General features: G+C 66.6%; 16 protein-coding genes. 9 read left to right on the forward strand and 7 right to left on the reverse strand.

All coding sequences use genetic code 11. The features are described from left to right. Positions 1–118: 118 nt before the first annotated feature. Positions 119–1,924: a long-chain-acyl-CoA synthetase gene (locus ACQR2C_RS30330; RefSeq protein WP_434882756.1), complete on the reverse strand. Its 1,806-nt coding sequence runs from the start codon at positions 1,922–1,924 to the stop codon at positions 119–121. A gap of 176 nt (positions 1,925–2,100) precedes the next feature. On the opposite strand from ACQR2C_RS30330, the gene ACQR2C_RS30335 reads away from it, so the two are divergent. Next, positions 2,101–3,081, forward strand: coding sequence for a Bug family tripartite tricarboxylate transporter substrate binding protein (locus ACQR2C_RS30335; protein WP_434882757.1), 981 nt, complete (start codon positions 2,101–2,103; stop codon positions 3,079–3,081). A gap of 24 nt (positions 3,082–3,105) precedes the next feature. On the opposite strand, the gene htpG is transcribed toward ACQR2C_RS30335, so the two are convergent. Together htpG and ACQR2C_RS30345 are read right to left on the reverse strand one after the other, a co-directional pair. Next, a complete protein-coding gene (htpG, locus tag ACQR2C_RS30340; protein ID WP_434882758.1) occupies positions 3,106–4,977 on the reverse strand; it encodes a molecular chaperone HtpG in 1,872 nt (623 codons plus the stop codon). A 68-nt stretch (positions 4,978–5,045) separates the two neighbouring features. Continuing rightward, the gene (locus tag ACQR2C_RS30345) at positions 5,046–5,564 is read right to left on the reverse strand and encodes a MarR family winged helix-turn-helix transcriptional regulator (protein WP_434882759.1); all 519 of its coding nucleotides are present in this window, start codon (positions 5,562–5,564) and stop codon (positions 5,046–5,048) included. Positions 5,565–5,701: 137 nt separating this feature from the next. On the opposite strand from ACQR2C_RS30345, the gene ACQR2C_RS30350 reads away from it, so the two are divergent. From ACQR2C_RS30350 to ACQR2C_RS30375, 6 genes are all read left to right on the forward strand, one after another. Further along, positions 5,702–6,244 (forward strand): VOC family protein, encoded by a 543-nt coding sequence (locus tag ACQR2C_RS30350; protein WP_434882760.1) that lies wholly within the window; start codon positions 5,702–5,704, stop codon positions 6,242–6,244. A gap of 51 nt (positions 6,245–6,295) precedes the next feature. After that, the gene (locus ACQR2C_RS30355; protein WP_434882761.1) at positions 6,296–7,933 is read left to right on the forward strand and encodes an FAD-dependent oxidoreductase; all 1,638 of its coding nucleotides are present in this window, start codon (positions 6,296–6,298) and stop codon (positions 7,931–7,933) included. Next, positions 7,930–8,124, forward strand: coding sequence for a DUF2783 domain-containing protein (locus ACQR2C_RS30360; RefSeq protein ID WP_315802692.1), 195 nt, complete (start codon positions 7,930–7,932; stop codon positions 8,122–8,124). The genes ACQR2C_RS30355 and ACQR2C_RS30360 overlap by 4 nt, the downstream gene beginning before the upstream one ends. 247 nt (positions 8,125–8,371) lie before the next feature. Beyond that, positions 8,372–9,022 carry an Mpo1-like protein gene (locus tag ACQR2C_RS30365; RefSeq protein WP_315802691.1) on the forward strand — a complete coding sequence of 217 codons (651 nt, stop codon included), beginning with the start codon at positions 8,372–8,374 and terminating at the stop codon, positions 9,020–9,022. Between the two features lie 126 nt (positions 9,023–9,148). Then, positions 9,149–9,559: a hypothetical protein gene (locus ACQR2C_RS30370; protein ID WP_434882762.1), complete on the forward strand. Its 411-nt coding sequence runs from the start codon at positions 9,149–9,151 to the stop codon at positions 9,557–9,559. Between the two features lie 656 nt (positions 9,560–10,215). Next, complete coding sequence (locus tag ACQR2C_RS30375) at positions 10,216–10,647, forward strand: bleomycin resistance protein (RefSeq protein WP_434882763.1); 432 nt, start codon at positions 10,216–10,218, stop codon at positions 10,645–10,647. A 250-nt stretch (positions 10,648–10,897) separates the two neighbouring features. On the opposite strand, the gene ACQR2C_RS30380 is transcribed toward ACQR2C_RS30375, so the two are convergent. The 4 genes from ACQR2C_RS30380 to ACQR2C_RS30395 all read right to left on the reverse strand — a co-directional run bounded on the left by ACQR2C_RS30380 (position 10,898) and on the right by ACQR2C_RS30395 (position 14,773). Beyond that, complete coding sequence (locus tag ACQR2C_RS30380) at positions 10,898–11,380, reverse strand: hypothetical protein (RefSeq protein WP_434882764.1); 483 nt, start codon at positions 11,378–11,380, stop codon at positions 10,898–10,900. Positions 11,381–11,532: 152 nt separating this feature from the next. Further along, entirely contained in the window at positions 11,533–12,021 is a 489-nt protein-coding gene (locus ACQR2C_RS30385) for a DUF427 domain-containing protein (protein ID WP_434882765.1), read from the reverse strand. 120 nt (positions 12,022–12,141) lie between these two features. Then, entirely contained in the window at positions 12,142–13,749 is a 1,608-nt protein-coding gene (locus tag ACQR2C_RS30390; protein ID WP_434882766.1) for a hypothetical protein, read from the reverse strand. A 220-nt stretch (positions 13,750–13,969) separates the two neighbouring features. Further along, positions 13,970–14,773: an MBL fold metallo-hydrolase gene (locus tag ACQR2C_RS30395; protein WP_434882767.1), complete on the reverse strand. Its 804-nt coding sequence runs from the start codon at positions 14,771–14,773 to the stop codon at positions 13,970–13,972. 120 nt (positions 14,774–14,893) lie between these two features. On the opposite strand from ACQR2C_RS30395, the gene ACQR2C_RS30400 reads away from it, so the two are divergent. Both ACQR2C_RS30400 and ACQR2C_RS30405 read left to right on the forward strand, forming a co-directional pair. Continuing rightward, the gene (locus tag ACQR2C_RS30400) at positions 14,894–16,012 is read left to right on the forward strand and encodes a ring-opening amidohydrolase (protein WP_434882768.1); all 1,119 of its coding nucleotides are present in this window, start codon (positions 14,894–14,896) and stop codon (positions 16,010–16,012) included. 271 nt (positions 16,013–16,283) lie between these two features. Continuing rightward, on the forward strand, positions 16,284–18,677 hold the full coding sequence (locus ACQR2C_RS30405; RefSeq protein ID WP_434839620.1) for a TonB-dependent receptor: 2,394 nt from the start codon (positions 16,284–16,286) through the stop codon (positions 18,675–18,677). Positions 18,678–18,950 lie beyond the last annotated feature (273 nt).

Genomic DNA, 18,950 nt, shown 5'->3' on the forward strand with positions numbered 1-18,950 from the left:
CGCGCACTGTTCAAACGATGAGACCGACCATAGGGCCAGAAGGTGAAGGAACCCGGACTGGCCCGCGATGTTTCGGGACCGTTGGTAAATACCCATCATGGCCTATGATTAAAATCACCTACAAACGAACCTCGCCGGCGAGGATCCGCGCATGCAGATCGCGATCGAGCGGGTAATATGCACCTGTCCCGGCGTCCCGCACGTAGAGCGGCTCGTGCACGACCGACGGATCGAAGCCGTCGCGCATCAGCTCCTGCTTCTTCTGCTTGAATGTTTCAGTCGACTGCAGCGACGACGTGATGCGGAGCGCCACCGGCCGCGCGTAGGACGGCAACCTTCGGGCAAGTTCGACGGAGAGACGATCGAGATCGAAGCTGTCGCCGACGACGAGCGCGGCCATCCCGGCGCGCCCATCGGTCCCCGGCACGACAACACCATAGGTCGATGCTTCCAACACGCCGGGACATTGCAGGATCGCCTCGTTCACCTCGCTGGTCGCGACGTTCTCGCCCTTCCAGCGGAAGGTGTCGCCGAGACGATCGACGAAATAGAAGAAGCCCTGGTCGTCCTGGCGCATCAGGTCACCGGTGCGGAACCAGGCGTCGCCCTTCTCGAAGACGTCGCGCAGGATCTTCCTCTCCGTCTCGCCCGTATCGGTATAGCCTTCGAAGCGACCGCCTCCCTTGTCCGCCGTACCGATGCGGCCGATGGCCTCGCCGATCTCGCCGCGCGTGCAGACGAGGCACCGTCCGTCGGCTCCGCGCAGGGGTGCGCGCTGGTCGGCATCCAGCTTGATGATTTCGGCGGGAAAGCGATGCGCGAGCAGCGACGGCACGCGCCCGATCGATCCCACCCTGCCCTCGACATTGTAGAGCGAGAAGTTGCCTTCGGTCGCGGCATAGAATTCCAGCACCTGAGGAATGCGGAAACGCGCCTGGAACGCCTCCCAGACGTCACCGCGCATGCCGTTGCCGCAGGCGAGCCGCAGCCGATGCGCGCGGTCGAAATCGGACGGCGCGGCGGCCAGCAGATAGCGGCAGAGCTCGCCGATATATTGCAGCAGCGTGCAATCGTGACGGACGATGTCGCGCCAGAAATTGCGCGCCGAGAATTTCTCGGCGAGCACCGCGGCTCCCCCGGCGCGCAGCATGCTGCAGGGCGCGACGATGCCGCCGACGGAATGATAGACCGGCAGACAGTCATAGAGGCGATCGTCGGGACCTGCGCCGGTGAGGCCGGCAAACCATCCCCCCCAGTTCATGATGCGGCGATGGCTGATGCTCGCGGCCTTGGGCAGGCCCGTCGTGCCGGAGGTGTAGATCAGCAGCGCGCGGTCGTTGATCGTCACGGCGCGGCGCTCGATTCGGTCGAGCGCGTGCGTATCCATCGCGGCGAGCGCGAGGTCGAGATCGCCGCCGTCGGCAAACCAGACACGCGGCCCGCCCGCGATCAACGGCGCAACCTCCGTATAGGCTTCGTGGAAGTCCTTGGAGACGATCACATGGATTGGCCGGGCCACATTGATGCAATGCGCGAGCGACGGTCCGATGAGATTGGCGTTGATGAGCGCAACAACACCGCCGACGCGGCTGATCCCGAGCCAGGCGGCCAGGTAGTCGGGCCGGCTCGGCATCATCAAGGCGACCTTGTGGCCCGGCCCGATGCCGTTGGCCAGCGCCCAGCGGGCGTATCGGTTGATGCGCGCAGACAGGGCGGAATAGCTCAGCGTCTCGCGATCGGAGACCAGCGCCGGCCGTTCGGGCTGCTTCGCAGCCCAGTCGTCCACCACGTCGGCGAACAGCCGCGTGGGCTCTGCCTCGATGCGCGAGGTCAGCTCGATCGCCTTCAGCCAGATCTTCGCCGCCGACGGCTTCCGAGAGGCCGTGCTGAGTTCCACAGATCGATCCGACTGCCCGGAGTTCATGAACGCCCTCACCCCAATTCGGCGTGCTTATAGGCGGTGTGGCCTCACCAGCCGTTAATCGGGAGGGTTAACCGGCCGAGAGTGCGTGGCTGTTGATGCGAATGCGATCCTTTACGAAGTTCTCGGAAATACCGGTTAGCGTACCGCTCCCAGAACATGCCAACGCGAAGGCCGGCATGCCCAAGGACACGATGACACGACGCGCATTGCTGCGCTGCGCCGCCTGGAGCAGTGTTGCAGCCATGACTTCGACCACGGCGTTCGCCGGAGTTGATGCGCCCTATCCGGCTCAGCCCGTCACCTGGGTCATTCCGTTTGCCCCGGGCGGAGCCACCGGCCGGCTGTCGCTGCCGATCTGCGATCGGCTGACCCGCCGCCTGGGCCAGCCCTTCGTGCTCGATCACCGGCCGGGTGCGGGCGGTGCGACCGCCACCAAGAGCGTCGCGAGCGCCCCGCCGGACGGCTATACGATCCTTGCGACCTCGACCGCCAACGTCATCACCGCCTCGACCGACCGCTCGCCCGACGCCGATCTCATCCCCGTCGCCGGCATGGCGCGCATGCCGCTGCTGCTGCTGGTCAGTCGGCAGCTGCCTGTCAAGACGCTGCCCGAATTCCTGGCCTATGCCAAGGCCAACCCGGGCAAGCTCAGCGTCGGCTCCGCCGGTCCCGGCACCGTCCAGCTGCTGTCGGCCGAGCTGTTCCGGACACTCGGCGGCCTCACGTGGTCGACTGTGCACTATCGTGGCTCGGGTCCGGCCCTGACCGACCTCGCCTCCGGCCACATCCACGCGATGTTCGACAACGCCGCTTCCGCCGTCGACCTCCTGCGCAGCGGCAAGGTCCGGGCGCTGGCCGTCACGACGCGCGAGCACGCCGCCGCCTTCCCCGATCTGCCGCCGGTCGCCGACGTCCTGCCGGCGTTCGAAACCTCCGGCTTCTATGGCGTCGCCGTGCCGCACGGCACGCCGAAAGCCATCGTCGAGCTGCTCAACCGCGAGATCAACGCCGCGCTGGCCGATCCCGACATCAGCAGGCAGTTCGCCGAGGTCGGCGCCACGCCGCTCACCGGCGACGTCGGCGTCTACACCGCGACCTACCGCGCCGAGATCATGCACTGGCGCAAGCTGGTGCCGCAGGTGCGCGCGAAGAACTGACCTCCGCGCCCACGCCTGCCTGCCTCAGGCCCCCGCGACGCCCTGCAGCACCAGCCGGTTGAGACGGGCCGCGAAGGCGGCCGGATCCTCCGGCAGTTCGCCGTCGAGGATCTGCGCCTGCTCGAGCAGCAGGAACGACAGATCGTCGACCTTGGCCTTGTCGGCGGCGGCTTTTGCGACTGCCACGACCAGCGGATGGCGCAGATTGATCTCGAGGATCGGCTTGGTGCGGGCGCCGCGCGCCTGCTGCGAGAGGATGCGCTCCAGCTCACGATCGGGACCATGGCTGCCGGCCACCAGGCAGGACGCGCTGGTGGTCAGCCGGGTCGAGACCTTCACGTCGGTGACGTGCTCGCCGAGGCTCGCCTTGATCAACGCGATCGTGTTGGCCTCGTCGGCCGCCGGCTGCGCCTCGTCCTCGGCCTTCGGCTCCGTCACCGGGATCGGATCGAAGTTGATGTCGCCCTGGCTCAGCGACTTCAGCGGCTTGCCGTCATATTCGAGCCGCGCCGAGGTCCAGAACGCATCGACCGGATCGGTCAAGAGCAGCACCTCGACGCCACGTGCCTTGGCCGCCTCGAGCCGCGGATTGGACTTCAGCCGCTCGATGCTGTCACCGACCAGGAAGTAGATCTCGGTCTGGTTCTCCTTGAGGCCCTCGACATATTGCTTCAGCGAGCGCTTCTCGCCGGTCGTCGTGGTGAAGCGCGCCAGCGCCAGCAGCTTGTCACGGCGCTCGAAGTCCTCGTAGAGTCCCTCCTTGATGACGGCGCCGAAGGAGTCCCAGATCTTGTCGAAGTTCTCGGCGTCCTTCTCGGCCAGCTGCTCCAGCTCGCTGATCACCCGCGTCGTCACCGCTTTGCGGATCTGCGCCAGCTGCGGATTGTTCTGCAGCATCTCGCGCGACAGATTGAGCGGCAGATCCTCACTGTCGATCACGCCGCGGATGAAGCGCAGGTACGCCGGCATCAGGTCGGCGTCGTCGGTGATGAAGACGCGGCGGACATAGAGTTTGACCTTGCCCTTGCGCGCCGGCTCGAACAGGTCGAACGGCTTGGTCGAGGGCGCGAACAGCAGCACGGCATAGGAATAGCGGCCCTCGGCGCGGTAGTGCAGCGTCATCGCCGGCTCGTCGAACGCATGCGCGATCGACTTGTAGGCCTTGCTGTAGTCCTCCGGCGTCAGCTCGGATTTGGAGCGCTGCCACAGCGCGCTGGCGGAGTTGATCTGGCGCGGCTCGCCCTCCTCCGGCACCAGCATGATCGGGAACTGGATGTTGTCGGAATAGGCGGTGACGATGCGCTCGATCTCATAGGTTTCGAGATATTTCTTCGCGTCGTCCTTGAGGTGCAGCACGATCTCGGTGCCGCGCGCAACCCGCTTGGCATCCTCCTCGGACGCGGGCGCCACCTCGAAGCCCGCCCCGCCCGACGAGGTCCAGGTCCAGACCTCGCCGCCGCCGGCGCGGCGGCTGATCACCTGGATGCGGTCGGCGACCATGAAGGCCGAATAGAAGCCGACGCCGAACTGGCCGATCAGGCCGGTGCCGTCCTTGGCCTCGGCCAGCTTCTGCACGAACGCCTTGGTGCCGGAGCGGGCGATGGTGCCGAGATGGTCGATCAGCTCCTGGCGCTCCATGCCGATGCCGCTGTCGGCAATGGTCAGCGTATCAGCGGCCTTGTTCGGGATGATGCGGATCTGCGGCGGCTCGCCGTCGCCGATCAGATCGGGTCTGGCGATCGCCTCGTAACGCAGCTTGTCACAGGCGTCCGAGGCGTTCGAAATCAGCTCGCGCAGGAAAATGTCGGTCTCGGAGTAGACCGAATGCACCATCAGATGCAGCAGCTCGGAGACTTCGGCCTGGAAGGAATGGCTAACGGTGGCGGTGTCGGTCATCGTCGTACGTTGGCCCATGCTATCAGGGGAGGAGAGAGACCGTCGATATAGCGCGGCGGCGGCACCGATCAAGCCTTTCGGCCAGGGGGATCGTCGACCGATCGTTCGGCGGCCGCGAGCAGCTTGTCGATGACCGTGTCGAGGGTCGCGATCTCGGCGGCCGAAAGCACGCTCAGCAGATCGGCCTCGCGCGCCAGCGCATGGGGCACGATCCTGCGGTACAGCCCTCTGCCGGCAGCCGTCAACGCCACGATCCGCTCGCGGCCGTCCGCGGGATCGCGGCTCCGGCTGACGATGCCGCGGGCCTCCAGGCTCTGCATGGCGCGGCTGACATTCATCTTGTCGAGCGTCGTCAGCCGGCCGATCTCCTTGGTCGGCAGCCGCGGCTGCTCGCCGAGCGCCGCCAGGATCCGCCATTCCTGGCGCGACAGCGCGAAGCGGTCGGCATAGACCTCCGCCACCGCCAGCGACACCTGCTCGGCGAGCCGGGCCAGCCGGTAGGGAAAATAGCGCTGCAGCCGAAGCTCGGGCTCGGCGGCCCCCTCTCTATTTGTCCGGCCGCGGGTCTCGTTGGCCACCTTCGTCATCTCATCCCTGCCTTCGTCCGTTCCAGGCGCTCGTCCCGGCGACCTCGATCCGATCCACATCGGGTTGATCTGGATCAAAGCCACACAATCGTATCATTCGTTACTATCCTGCCAACAATGATCATGGGAGGACCATCGTGCAGATCGAGAAGATTCATCACGTCGCCTATCGCTGCGTCGACGCCAAGGCCACCGTCGAGTTCTACAAGAAGGTCCTCAACATGGACCTGCTCGGCGCGATCGCCGAGGACAAGGTGCCCTCGACCAAGGCGCCAGATCCCTACATGCACATCTTCCTCGATGCCGGGAACGGCAACATCCTCGCCTTCTTCGAGCTGCCGAACTCGCCGCCGATGGGGCGCGATCCGAACACGCCGGAATGGACCCAGCACATCGCCTTCCAGGTGAAGAACATGGAGGAACTCGAGGAAGCCAAGGCCCGCGCCGAGGCCGCCGGTCTCGACGTCGTCGGCATCACCGACCACACCATCTTCAAGTCGATCTATTTCCATGATCCGAGCGGCCACCGGCTGGAGATCGCAGCCTGGACCGCGACGCCGGAGCAGATCACGCGGATGAAGTCGGTCGCCCACGCCATGGTCGACGAATGGGCCACGACCAGGAAGCCGCCGCGGCACACCGCCTGGATGCACGAGAAGGAATTCGCGGGCAGCGACTGAGCGATTGCTCGTCCCGACAGTCCCGACCGCAACGCGCGAGGCGAGGCAGCCATGAGCAACTATGTCTATCCGCGATTTCCCTATGTCTGCTCGGCGGAGCAGCGCAGCGGCGAGACCCGCCGCCATCCGATCGTCGTGATCGGCGCCGGGCCGATCGGCCTCACCGCGGCGCTCGATGTCGCCGCCCGCGGCCAGCCGGTGGTCGTGCTCGACGACAACGACACCGTCAGCATCGGCTCGCGCGCGGTGTGCTACGCCAAGCGCCCGCTGGAGATCTGGGACCGGCTCGGCTGTGCCGCGCCGATGGTCGAGAAAGGCGTGAGCTGGAACATCGGCAAGGTGTTCTTCCGCGACCAGCTCTCCTATCAGTTCGACCTGCTGCCCGAGCCCGACCATCGCTGGCCGGCGATGATCAACCTGCAGCAATACTATCTGGAGGAGATCCTGGTCGACGCCTGCAGCAGGAGCCCGCTGGTCGATCTGCGCTGGAAGCATCGCCTCGTCAGCCTGAAGCAGAGCGAGGATTGCGCGCAGCTCGCGGTGGAGACGCCCGACGGCATCTTCACCATGGAGGCGCAATGGGTGATCGCCTGCGACGGCGCCAATTCCGACACCCGCCGGATGGTCGGCGCCGAGTTCACCGGCCAGTTCTTCCAGGACCGCTTCCTGATCGCCGACGTCAGGATGAAGGCGGACTTCCCCACCGAGCGCTGGTTCTGGTTCGACCCGCCGTTCCATCCGGGACAGTCGGTGCTGCTGCATCGCCAATCGGACAACATCTGGCGCATCGACTTCCAGCTCGGTTGGGACGCCAATCCGGACGAGGAGAAGAAGCCCGAGCGCGTGATCCCGCGCATCCGGGCGATGCTCGGCGAGACCGCCGAATTCGAGCTGGAATGGGTGTCGATCTATCAGTTCGCCTGCCGGAGGATCGACAATTTCCGTCGGGGACGCGTGCTGTTCGCCGGCGACGCGGCGCACCAGGTGTCGCCGTTCGGCGCCCGCGGCGCCAACACCGGCGTGCAGGACATCGACAACCTCGCCTGGAAGCTGGCAATGGTGCTGCGCGGCGAGGCGCCGGAGAGCCTGATCGACAGCTATCACGAGGAACGCGCTTACGCGGCCGACGACAACATCCTGAACTCGACACGGGCGACCGATTTCATCACCCCGAAGACGAAAGCGAGCCGCACCTTCCGCGACGCCGTGCTCGACCTCGCGCAGCATCACGCTTTTGCGCGGCCGCTGGTCAACAGCGGCCGGCTGTCGACGCCGACGCCCTATGCCACATCGTCCCTGAACACGCCCGATGGCGGGGGCGTCCCCGGCGCGATGACGCCCGGGACCAATGCCGCGGACGCGCCGGTGATGATCGCGGGCGAGCCCGGCTGGTTCCTGAACTGCCTCGGCTCGGGCTTCACGGTTGTCACCTTCGACAACGCCGTCACCGCCGAGCAGCTCAGCCTCGACGGCATCACGGCGCGGGTGCTCGTCGTCGGCCGCGACCTCGCTGATCCCAAGGGCCTGCTCGCGGCACGATACGGCGCCTCGCCCGGCACGACCTATCTGTTCCGCCCCGATCAATATGTCAGCGCCCGCTGGCCGCAGTTCGACGGGGACGCGATCACGGATGCGGTCCGGCGCGCCTGCGGCAGGCGCCCCGCGGCCCAGCAGGAGCTTGCAGCATGAGCCTCACCCTCACCCCGAACATTCGCGATCCCGACGACTTCTATGCCGAGCTGATCGGTGGCCAGCGCGACCTCAGCGAGGACGAGGCCCTGCGCATGAACGCCAGACTCGTGCTGCTGCTCGCCAACCATATCGGCGACCGCGCGATCCTGAGCGAGGCGATCCGGCTGGCGAGGTCGCCCGGCGGCTGACCGCATCAATTCTTGTTCGACTTTCGGCGCGGTTTTGATCCCGATCAAAGCCGCGCGTGCGCGTTCTCTGGCAGGAAAAGAGACCCGCAGGCGGCTCACTCGCCGGCACAGGATTGGCGTGTTCGTGCTCATATCGCCTCCCGATCCGCTCCCGGCCGGTTTCATTGTGACAACATCATAATGTCACGCCACCTTCACTGAGGCCCTCTACGTCTTCGCCTCGTTCCACACTGGCACGGGGATTCGCATGTCGCGCTACTACAAGACGCTGCAGACGCAGCGCTTCGACGACTATCGCTACTATCATCAGAGCCGGATCAATCAGACGCTGCACCTGATCAGCGCCGTGATCTTCCTCGTGTGCTATGCGCTGCTGTTCAAGGATCCGGCGATGGCCGGCCTGGTCGGCTGGCTCGCGATGCTGACGCGGCAGACCGGGCACTTCTTCTTCGAACCGAACGGCTATGACCACGTCAACGGCGTCAGCAATGACTACAAGGAGGCGGTCAAGGTCGGCTACAATCAGACCCGCAAGATCGTGCTGCTGACGGTGTGGGGCCTGGTGCCGGTGGCGCTGTTCGCGTTTCCGACGCTGTTCGGCCTGTTCGCCGAGCCGGCCGGCCGGATGGACTTCGTCCGCCACGTCGGCCTGCTCTGGCTCGCGGTCGGCATCGGCGGCGGTCTGTTTCGCGTCATCCAGCTGTTTGCGACGCAGGATGTCCCGACCGGCCTGATCTGGGCCTTCAAGGTGCTGACCGACCCGTTCCACAACATCGCGCTGTACTGGAAGTCGCCGCTGGCGCTGCTGCGTGGCGAGTTGATCGATCCGACCATCAAGGACGCCTCGCATTGGGGCGCCGCCGAGGACGAGGCCGAAGAAGCCGCGCATCTCACCTGATCGCGAGTTCCCGCCGCGGGACCGGCCCGCGGCGGGCGTCGTCGAAGTGACGGGCTTCAACATCATGGAACGACTCTCCTGCTGCGCCGTTGCGGGCTTAGTGCTGGTGGCCTTCAGGAGCTTTCCATGTGTGACTACAGCCTCCATACTGTTGCTTCCCGTGACGCCAAGACTGCCGACGTGCTGGTCTCCTGTCGCTTTCCCGGCACGGAGACCCGCGGCTTCTGCACCAAGGACGATCCGCTGACCGCGGTGTGCCTGCGTCCAGGCACCGAGCTCGCCTTCGAGGGCGACGTGCGGATCAAGGGCTTGTTCTTCCGCCGCAAGGTCGGCGCGCATCTCGCCCGCTTCCGCCAGGTCGACACCAACAGGCCGACTGAACATCACGATGCGCTCGAATTCTCCAATGGCCGGATCGTCAAGGTCACCGACCTGGCCACCGGCCAGCGCGCCCGCGTGCTGCAGATGCCGGCCGACCCGGCCGCCCGGCGGACGACCGCGCCGCTCACGATCGAGCTGCGGGCGACCCAGCTCTGAAGACGTCGACATGACCGGCGTCAGCGCCGAGGCGGCGCTGACGTCGGACATGACCGGCTGAAGCCGATGCGGGTCGTCGATGGCTGCGCGCCCGTCCCCTGATGTCATCCTGAACATGTGATCTTGCATGCGTGTTCGCGATCCCGCGGCACGCTCGGTGCCCGGGTGATGCGCTCGTCAGCCCGCTCGACGCGAGAGGGCGCGGGGAAGGCCGGGTGCTGACCGCGGCCCATGGCCCGCCTGCAACAAGAAAAGCAGGCGGCAGTCACCACAGGTCGGGCCACCAAGCGGCCTCCCCCGCGCAATGGTTTTACGGTGTCCTTCGTGCTCTCCCTGGGGATCGGCTTTCTTGCCCCCATCGCCCGCCCCGAGCCGTCACAGCACCGAAAGCGAACTTGACCTCAGCGTCGAGAGGCCAGGACCACACGACTTCGCCGTCCGTGACCGCGAGCGCGAGCGCGAGCGCGAGCGCTCGTCTGGCGCCGCCGTCACGTCCATCGCAGCCCACCTCCACGTTCGTGACGACGCGTACGTCCCTCTGCACGAGGCGGGATTGGCGGAGATAAACATGATTTCGGAAAAATGGCAAGAACAAAATTCGGATTTTCTGCGCCAGATGGGATGTTGCCCAGCTACTACCACGGCTATGATGCGCCATGACTGTATCCGACACGATACCAAGCGGTGGCTTTGCAGCGCTCGTTCCCGAACTCGACGTCACCGACCTCGACGCAAGCCGGAGGTTCTGGTGCGATGTCCTGGGCTTCCGGATCGCCTATCAGCGGCCTGAGAATCGCTTCCTGTATCTCGAGATGCAGGGCGCCCAAGTGATGCTCACGCAGTACAACGGCAATTGGCAGACCGGCGAGCTCGAACGCCCGTTCGGCCGCGGTCTCAATTTCCAGATCATCGTCGAAGACGTCAGCCCCATGCTGGACAGGCTTGCGCGCGCGAACTGGCCGCTGTTCCAACCGTGCCGCGATGCTTGGTATCAGGTCGGAGAGCAAGCACGCGGGCAGCGTCAGTTCCTGGTCCAGGATCCCGACGGCTACCTGCTGAGGTTCGCGCAGGATTTGGGGATGAGATAGCCCCCCTCTACAAGCAAGATGCTGCCCCGATCTTCTAAGATGAGCCCGACCGCTCGCGGCGACCGCGGTCTGCTCCCCTCCCCCTTGCGGGGAGGGGTTGGGGGTGGGGGTCCGCGGGCGATGAGCTTCGTTTGAGGCTGTTTGGATCAGAGTGGATTTGAGATCATCCGAGATACTTCCCGTGGGGACCCCCACCCCCGACCCCTCCCCGCAAGGGGGAGGGGAGCAGAGAGAGTCGGGGGCGTGGCCCTCAATCCGGCAGATTGGTAAACCTCGGTCGCCACACGCCCAATATGACGTTCACGGTGGCGACGCCGAGCATGACCCAGATGGCGCCCTGCTCGGTGCCGAAGTTGGGCGCAAGCGTCGCCGGGTCGATCTGGCCGGCGACGGCGCGGGCGGCCTCCTCGGCCGCCTCCTGCATCGGACCCTGCACGGCGGCAAAACCCCATTCGAAGACCAGGATGCCGGAGGCCAGCTTGGCAAGCGCCCAGCCGGCGCTATGCAGCGCGCGGTTGATCGCGATCGCGAGCAGGCCGGCGATCAGGGTCAGGCCGAGCGAGGGGAAGAACACGTAACGCACGATGGCGCCCATCGCGGCGCGCATCTCGGCGTAATGCGACAGCGACACCGACGGCTGCGGGATCAGGCCGAGCAGCACGACGAGGCAGGCCATCGCGCCCATCATGCCGATCGCGCCCATCGTGTGCAGGAACTTCATCAACCGTCGCATGGCATTCCCCGACGTCGTGAAGATGAGATCTCGTCCGGCAGGGATCGCTGCCCTGCCAGGTCAAGCCACGCTGCATGCGCGGGCTGCCGTCACCCGTCATCCATACGATCAAGACAGGCCATCGGATCACGCATCGGGACGAGCGCCTGTCTCTACCAGTGCCGCGTACCCGGCCCGCCCTTGAACGGTCCGACGACGCGGGAGGTGATCCAGCCGCCGTAGAAATCGCCCTCTTGCGCGGCAACGCGCTCGTCGCCGACGAAGCAGGCCTCGACCCGAGAGGCATAGAACGCAAGATGGCCCGCGATCGGCGCGAACGGCGCCGTCGGCTGCTCGTAGCTCCAGGCCGCCTGCTCGGACACGCGGCCGCCGACCTCCAGCGTCCAGTAGCCGGCGACGCCCTTGAACTCGCAGAACGACCCGCCGGGCGCGCGCCGCAGCCACTGCATCGCGACATCCTGCGATGGGATGTAGTAGACGGGCGGATGGCTGGTCTCGAGCACGCGATAGCCGTCCTGCGTGTCGGCGATGGTGACGCCGGCGAATGCGATGCGCAGCCGCGCCGTGCAGCGCTCCAGCCGCGGCGGCCGCGGATAGTCCCACACCGATTCCTGTCCCGGCCCCGGCACGATCCGCTGCATGTCCCTTCTCCGTGGTGGCGCCGCCGACCGCGCGCAACGCACGACCAAGCACCAGACAACGACCAAGCGGAGACGAAGGATCACCCGGGACTGATGGGGACGGCGGCCGTCGCCCCAGCCTCAGGACGGCGAGGCTGCCGGCGGAGCGGGTTCAGGCTCGCGCACCGCGGCCTTGCCGTTGCCCTGCCCAATGCGGAACAGTTGGATGTAGCTGCCGAGATAGAGCGGCGAGAGGCCGGCGACGGGCTGCTCCGGGACCGGCGGGTCGAGCAGCAGGACTGCATCGAAGTTCGAGCGCCAGCCGGCCAGATAGCGCGCGAGCGGCAACACGTCGGCGGGCGGCGTGTCCGGCTGCAGCCAGCGCCACGCGGCGGGCTCGGCCAGCGGCTGCGCGAGACGCGCGAAAGAGGGACGCACCGTGACGGGCTGCTGGTTCGGATGGGCGAACATCAGCGGCCAGAACGCCCGCCGCTCGATCACGAGCAGCGCCGCCATATGGGAATCGACATAACGGAAGCCGGGCAGGATGCGCTCGCGCCGGCTGGAGACGGGCTGCTCGTGGCCATGCGCGGCGATGACGCGCGCGCCGGGCTGCACATGCGCGATCGCCGCGCGCAGTTCGGCGAGGTCGACCCGGTGATCGATCCAGGCCGATGCGATATCCGCGGTCCGAACCAGCATCAGCCCTGCGAGGACGATGCCGACGAGCGCCGCCTTCCTGCCGGACACGACCGGATGCAGGCCGGCGAACAGCAGCAGGCCGCCCATCGCGGCAAAGCGCATGTCGATCAGCGTTCCTCCCAGCGCCGTCCAGGGCGCCGCGACGAAGGCCGTGAACAGCGCCGCCAGCGCCAGCGGAATGCCCGGCGCGATGACGAGCTGGCGCCGGACGAGAACCAGCACCGACATCACCACGACGGTCGTGATGATCGTCAGCTCGGCGCTGGTGGTCAGGAACGGCGTCATGATGCGCCACAGCTTCGGCGGTCCGTCCCAGTCGCCGAGTTGCAACCCTCCCTCGCCCAGCGGACAGAGCCCATAGAGCAGCACGGCCGGGCTGAGCGTGAGTCCGAGCGCACAGGCCGCGACCGCCAGCTCCCGCGTCAGGACCGCCGACCGGCGCAGCCGCCACAGCCGATCGGCCTCTCCGGCGCCGATCAGGACCGCGAAGAACAGCAAGCCGAAGATGTGGCAGAGGAAGGCAGCCGACGCAGTGATGGCCCCCCAGGCGATCGCCGGCAGCCAGCCGCCCCGACGGCGCAGCGCCACCCAGCCGGCGGCGCCGCCGAGGGCAAGACCGAGCGAGAGCTGGAAATTCATGAAGCCGAGCAGGAAGACGCCGTCATAGGCGACGATGCCGGCCGCCAGCGGCCATAAGGACAGCCGGCCGAACACCGCGCGGTGATAGGCGATGACCCCGAGGAGCGGCGCGAACAGGCTAAGCGCGAGCAGGATGCGGCCGCCGACATGAACGTCGGTGATGCGCAGCAGCGCGACGCCGATCACGTCCATGCCGAGATTGGGCAGGACGCGCCAGTTCGGCGCGTACATCTGCGACAGCACGGGGTCATCGGGATGCGCCAGCACGAACAGCCGCGCGAGGTGGTTGGGATAGTCGAGCACCGGCGGCACATCGACCAGCAGAAACGGCACCGCGAGCACGATGGCGAGCCCCAGCGCCAGCAGGATCCAGCGCCAGGGCAGGTCGCCGGCGCTGGAGGCGGACACTGGACGATGGGGGGCTGATCGGAGGTCTGAACGCACGAGGAGGCTGGCCGGCGCGATGGCGCCAGTCGCCGGCGAGCACGATGGCCAATGCATTGAGGTACCCCATTCCGCCCGGGATACTTCGATACCATCCGACCAAAGACTGCAAGATGTCCTGAAACAACCTTCTGGTTGTGCCTAATGCCCCGTTACTTTACGGGGATTCCGCCAAGCCGGCGGCTCAAGCGATCGCCTGGAGATAGCGCCGCACCGAGCGATCGAACGCCGCCTTGGCATCGTCGGCGATGTTCTTCTGCCACCAGGCGCCGTAGATGCGATCGAAGGCGAGCGGCGCGACCGCATCGGCGATGCGGCGCACGGCGGCGGCGCCGAGCGGGATGTAGTTCGGATAGGAATACATGAAGCTGACATGGCGGCGATCCATCGCCACCATGGCGATGTCGCCGGTCAACAGCGCGCCCTTGCCACCGGCGCCTTTGCGCCAATGCAGGATGGTTGCGCCGGCGAAATGCCCGCCGGTCCGCAGCAGCAGGATGTCGTCGGAGATGGCGAGGCGGTCGCCGGTCCACGGCACGATTGCAGGATGCGGCCGGGTGACGAAGCCACGGTCGTCGCCGTGCAGATAGACCGGCACGTTGCCAAACGCCGCGCTCCAATCGGCGACCGCGCCATAGAAGTGCGGGTGGGATACGGCGATGGCCTTCAGTCCACCGAGAGAGCGCACATGAGCAATGGCCGCATCCGTCGCCAGGGGAATGCAGTCCCACATCACGCAGCCGTCCGGCTCGCGAACGAGCAATGCGCGCTGGCCGATCGCGAAGCTGGGCTCCAACCCAAGGCCGGTCAGCCCATCATCGTCACGCCAGATGATCTGGTTCCGCTGGGCAAATTCGTCGCGAGCCAAGAAGCCTTGTCCCTTCCAGTTCACGAACTGGCGCTCCTCGTTGCAGATCTTGCAAGCCGTCGGCGGCACTGTCGTGTCGGGAAACTGCGCGCCGCATTGAAAGCAGGTCCAGAAAGGCATGGATCACCGATAGTCGGGGTTGGGAATGCCGACGATAGCATGCGGACCATCCCGGAACACCGTCGCGCGCGGCTTCGTGATTGCCTAGTGTCGCCGGACCGCACCACAGGAGTTCTCGACATGCCGACCCGGCTGCGCCGCGCCTACGTTCACCGCCTGCCGATGCGGAGCCCGGACGATGTCGGCGCGCTCGCGGCCGGAATCGCGCAGGGCGCGATCGATCCCGCAGGGATCGTCGCCATTCTCGGCAAGACCGAGGGCAATGGCTGCGTCAATGACTTCACCCGCGCCTTCGCCGTGCGCTCGCTGGAGGCGCTGCTCGGCCGATATCTCGCGGCGGACGCCGTGCGGCAGATCGCGATGGTGATGTCCGGCGGCACCGAGGGCGCGCTGTCACCGCACATGATCGTGTTCGAGGCACGCGACGGCGGCGATGCCGCGAAGCCGCGCGATGTGCCGACGTCGCTGGCGCTGGGGCGCGCACGCACGCCGGTGCTGGCGGGCGAGCATCTCGGCCGCATGCCGCAGGTCGAGCTCGTGGCCGCCGGCGTGCGTGCGGCGATGGCCGACGCCGGCATCGACGATCCCGCCGACGTTCACTACGTACAGGTGAAATGCCCGCTGCTGACGATGGAGCGGATCGAGGCGGTCGAGGCCCGGGGACAGCGCACCGCCGTGCGCGATACGTTGAAGTCGATGGGCTTTTCGCGCGGCGCCTCGGCGCTCGGGGTCGCCGTCGCGCTCGGCGAGCTCGCAGCCGGCGATCTCTCCGATGCGACGATCTGCGCCGATGTCTCGCGCTACAGCGGACGCGCGGCCACCTCGGGCGGCGTCGAGCTGCTCGACCACGAGATCATGGTGGCCGGCATGTCGGCCAAGTGGAGCGGGCCGCTCGCGATCGATCATGCCGTCATGGGCGATGCCATCGACATCGAGCCGGCGCGGCAGGCGCTCGCCCGGCTCGGCCTGAACGTGACGGGCCAGGTGCCGGCGGCCGACCGCAGCCGCATCGCCGCGGTGCTCGCCAAGGCGGAGGCGGCGCAGAGCGGCCGGCTGCGCGGCCAGCGGCATACCATGCTGGACGACAGCGACGTCTCCTCCACCCGCCATGCCCGCGCTTTCGTCGGCGGCGCGCTGGCCGGGCTGTTCGGCTTCACCGACCTGTTCGTCTCGGGCGGCGCCGAACACCAGGGCCCTGACGGCGGCGGGCCGGTCGCGGTGATCGTCGCGCGCGGCTAGATCGGCGGTATCGAGATCCGGCAGGCGCCGCTCCCGCGGTTTGCGGAGACCTCGCGGGAGTTTGGGCGCGACCGGTAATGAATAACCAACAGACCCTTACCTGCGACTGATTATCACATGCATTAGGTACGATCATCCCAGGCGGGCCACCAGCACAACCCGTTTTGGTCGAATTTCGAGGACTTGTTGAGAGGCGTTCGCAACAGGAGTGATCCTGATGGCGAATCCACGAACAAGATTTGTCCTTGAGTAGCCATTGGGGTGGTTGAGTATGGGTCGAGCCGTCTTTCCAGCAAGCTTGCGCGGGGGCACCGCGCTTCGAGGCGATCCCTCCGCTGATGTATCGGGGGTCAAGGTGTCGGCGGTCGCGGGGCTGATCGCCGTCGCCTCGTTCTCCGGCGCCGAGGCGCAGCAGGCGCCCCTGCCCTCCGTCACCGTCGAAGCGCCGGCCGCGCGCGCCAAGCCGGCGCCGTCGCGGCCGTCGGCCGACCAGGTCCGCGCCCGCAGCGCGCTGCGCCGCGCCGCCCGCCAGCCGCAGCAGCCGCCGGCTCAGACCGGACCGCAGACGCCGCCCGACGCCAACCCTTACGCGGACGCGGCCGCGCCCTACAAGGTCGACCGCGTCGCTTCCGGCAAGTTCACCGAGAAGCTGGTGAACACGCCGAAGACCATCACCGTGATGAGCAAGGAGGTGCTGGAGGACAAGCACGTCACCACGCTGAAGGAGGTCGGCCGCTCGACCGCGGGCGTCACGCTCGGCTCCGGCGAAGGCGGCAACGCGTTCGGCGACCGCTTCTTCATCCGCGGCTTCGATGCCCGCAACGACATCTTCATCGACGGCATCCGCGATCCCGCCGTGTCGGTGCGCGAGAACTTCTTCACCGAGCAGGTCGAGATCCTGCGCGGTCCCGCCTCGGCCTATGCCGGCCGCGGCACCGCGGGAGGTGCCATCAACATCATCACCAAGCAGGCCGGCGACCGCAATTTCTATAACGCGGAGTCGACCCTCGGCACCGACCAGACCAAGCGCGTGACGCTGGACGTCAACCAGACGATCTCGCCGACCTTCTCGGTGCGCACCGGCGGCCTGTTCCAGGACGCCAATGTCGCGGGACGCGACCACGTCACCGACGACCGCTGGGGCGGCTTCATCTCAACCAAGTGGACGCCGACGGACTCGCTGAAGGTCACGACCAACTACGTCCACACCGACCTCTCCGGCTATCCGGACTTCGGCGTGCCGTTCTACAAGCAGGGCAACATTCCGGCGACCTCGGCCGGCATCCCGCGCAACAATTGGTACGGCTTCCTCAACCGCGACTTCCAGGCGGCGCGGCAGGATTTCGGCACGCTGGCCGGCGAGCTCAAGCTCAGCGACAGCGTCACCTTCACGAGCAAGCTGCGCGGCGAGCATTCCGAGCTGAACTACATCGGCACCCTGCCGAATGCGAGCGTGGCGGGAACGGCGAGCCCCGATCCGACCAAATGGTTCTTCAATGCCAGCGCGCAGAGCCGCTATCAGACCGTCGACAACTGGGCCAACCAGAACGACCTCACGTTCAAATACGACACCGGCCCGGTCAAGCACACCACCGTGGTCGGCACGGAGTTCTCCAAGGAGAACATCTCGATCGACCGCTACGCCGGGCTGACCTCGGAGGCGTTCGGCTCCCAGGGCACCACCGGCGGGGGCCTGCAGAACCAGAACATGTTCAGCCCCGCCTATACCAACCTGCCGTTCACGACCGTGCCGTTCCTGACCGGTAATCCGACTCGCTACGATGTCGACAGCAAGAGCGCCTATGTGATCGACACCGCGAACTGGCGCGACACCATCATCCTCACCGGCGGCCTGCGCTATGACGGCTATGCGATGCGCTCGTCGAACAACACCGCCTCGGCGACCGTCGATTCCGACCTGATCAACTACAATCTCGGCCTCGTCTACAAGCCGCTGCCGATCGGCAGCCTCTATGCCGCCTATGCGACCTCCGCCAATCCGTTCGGCTCCGAGCTCGACGGCACCGCGACCGACTACGGCGGCATTCCGCCGAACAGCACCATCATCCTCGGGCCGGAGCGCAACAAGGGCGCCGAGATCGGCACCAAATGGGAGCTGGTCGACCGCCATCTGCTGGTGACCGGCGCGCTGTTCCAGACGGTGAAGGAGAACGCCCGCGAGACCGTCAACGGCCTTCTGACCTCGGGCGCCGCCTATCGCATCCAGGGCATCGACATCGAGGCCGAAGGCAAGCTCACCGACCGCTGGAGCATCTTCGGCGGCCTGGTGCTGATGCAGTCCAAGGTGACGCAGAGCGGCGTCGCGTCCAATACCGGACTGCAGCTCGCCAACATCGCGCACCAGTCGCTGAGCGTGCTGACCAAGTACAAGTTCGACGACGGCTGGGAGATCGGCGGCCAGGCCGTCTACCGCTCGAAAGTGTTCGGCGGCACGTTCGCGGCCAACACCGGCAACGAGCTGCCGAGCTACTGGCGGTTCGATGCCTTCGTGGAGAAGCAGATCGACAAGAACTGGAGCATGAAGGTCTATGCCCAGAACCTCACCAACCAGCTCTATTACGACACCTTCTACCGCAGCAACGTGCCGTTCACCCAGGTCGCTCCCGGCCGTGCGTTCTACCTGATCACGACGGCGAAGTTCTAAGGCCGCGCGCGTCCCGGTCGGGAAACAGATTCGCCAGATTCCCGCCGCATCTCGCGATGCGGCGGGAATCAGCTCGAACCGAAGATCGCCGAAGTGATCATCAAGCGCACGATTTACCTCGCGGGACGGGGTGAAGGCCGGCCAATTCTCCCATCAGCAATTGAATGACGGAGATCAGCTCAACCAGGAGGTTTCAAGTGTTGCCGTGACGCGACACTTTGCGAACAACTCTCATTTTCAGAAATGGATGGAAACTTTTCGCATTCCGGCCAC

The organism is Bradyrhizobium sp. HKCCYLRH3061, assembly GCF_051168015.1.
Taxonomy (GTDB): domain Bacteria; phylum Pseudomonadota; class Alphaproteobacteria; order Rhizobiales; family Xanthobacteraceae; genus Bradyrhizobium.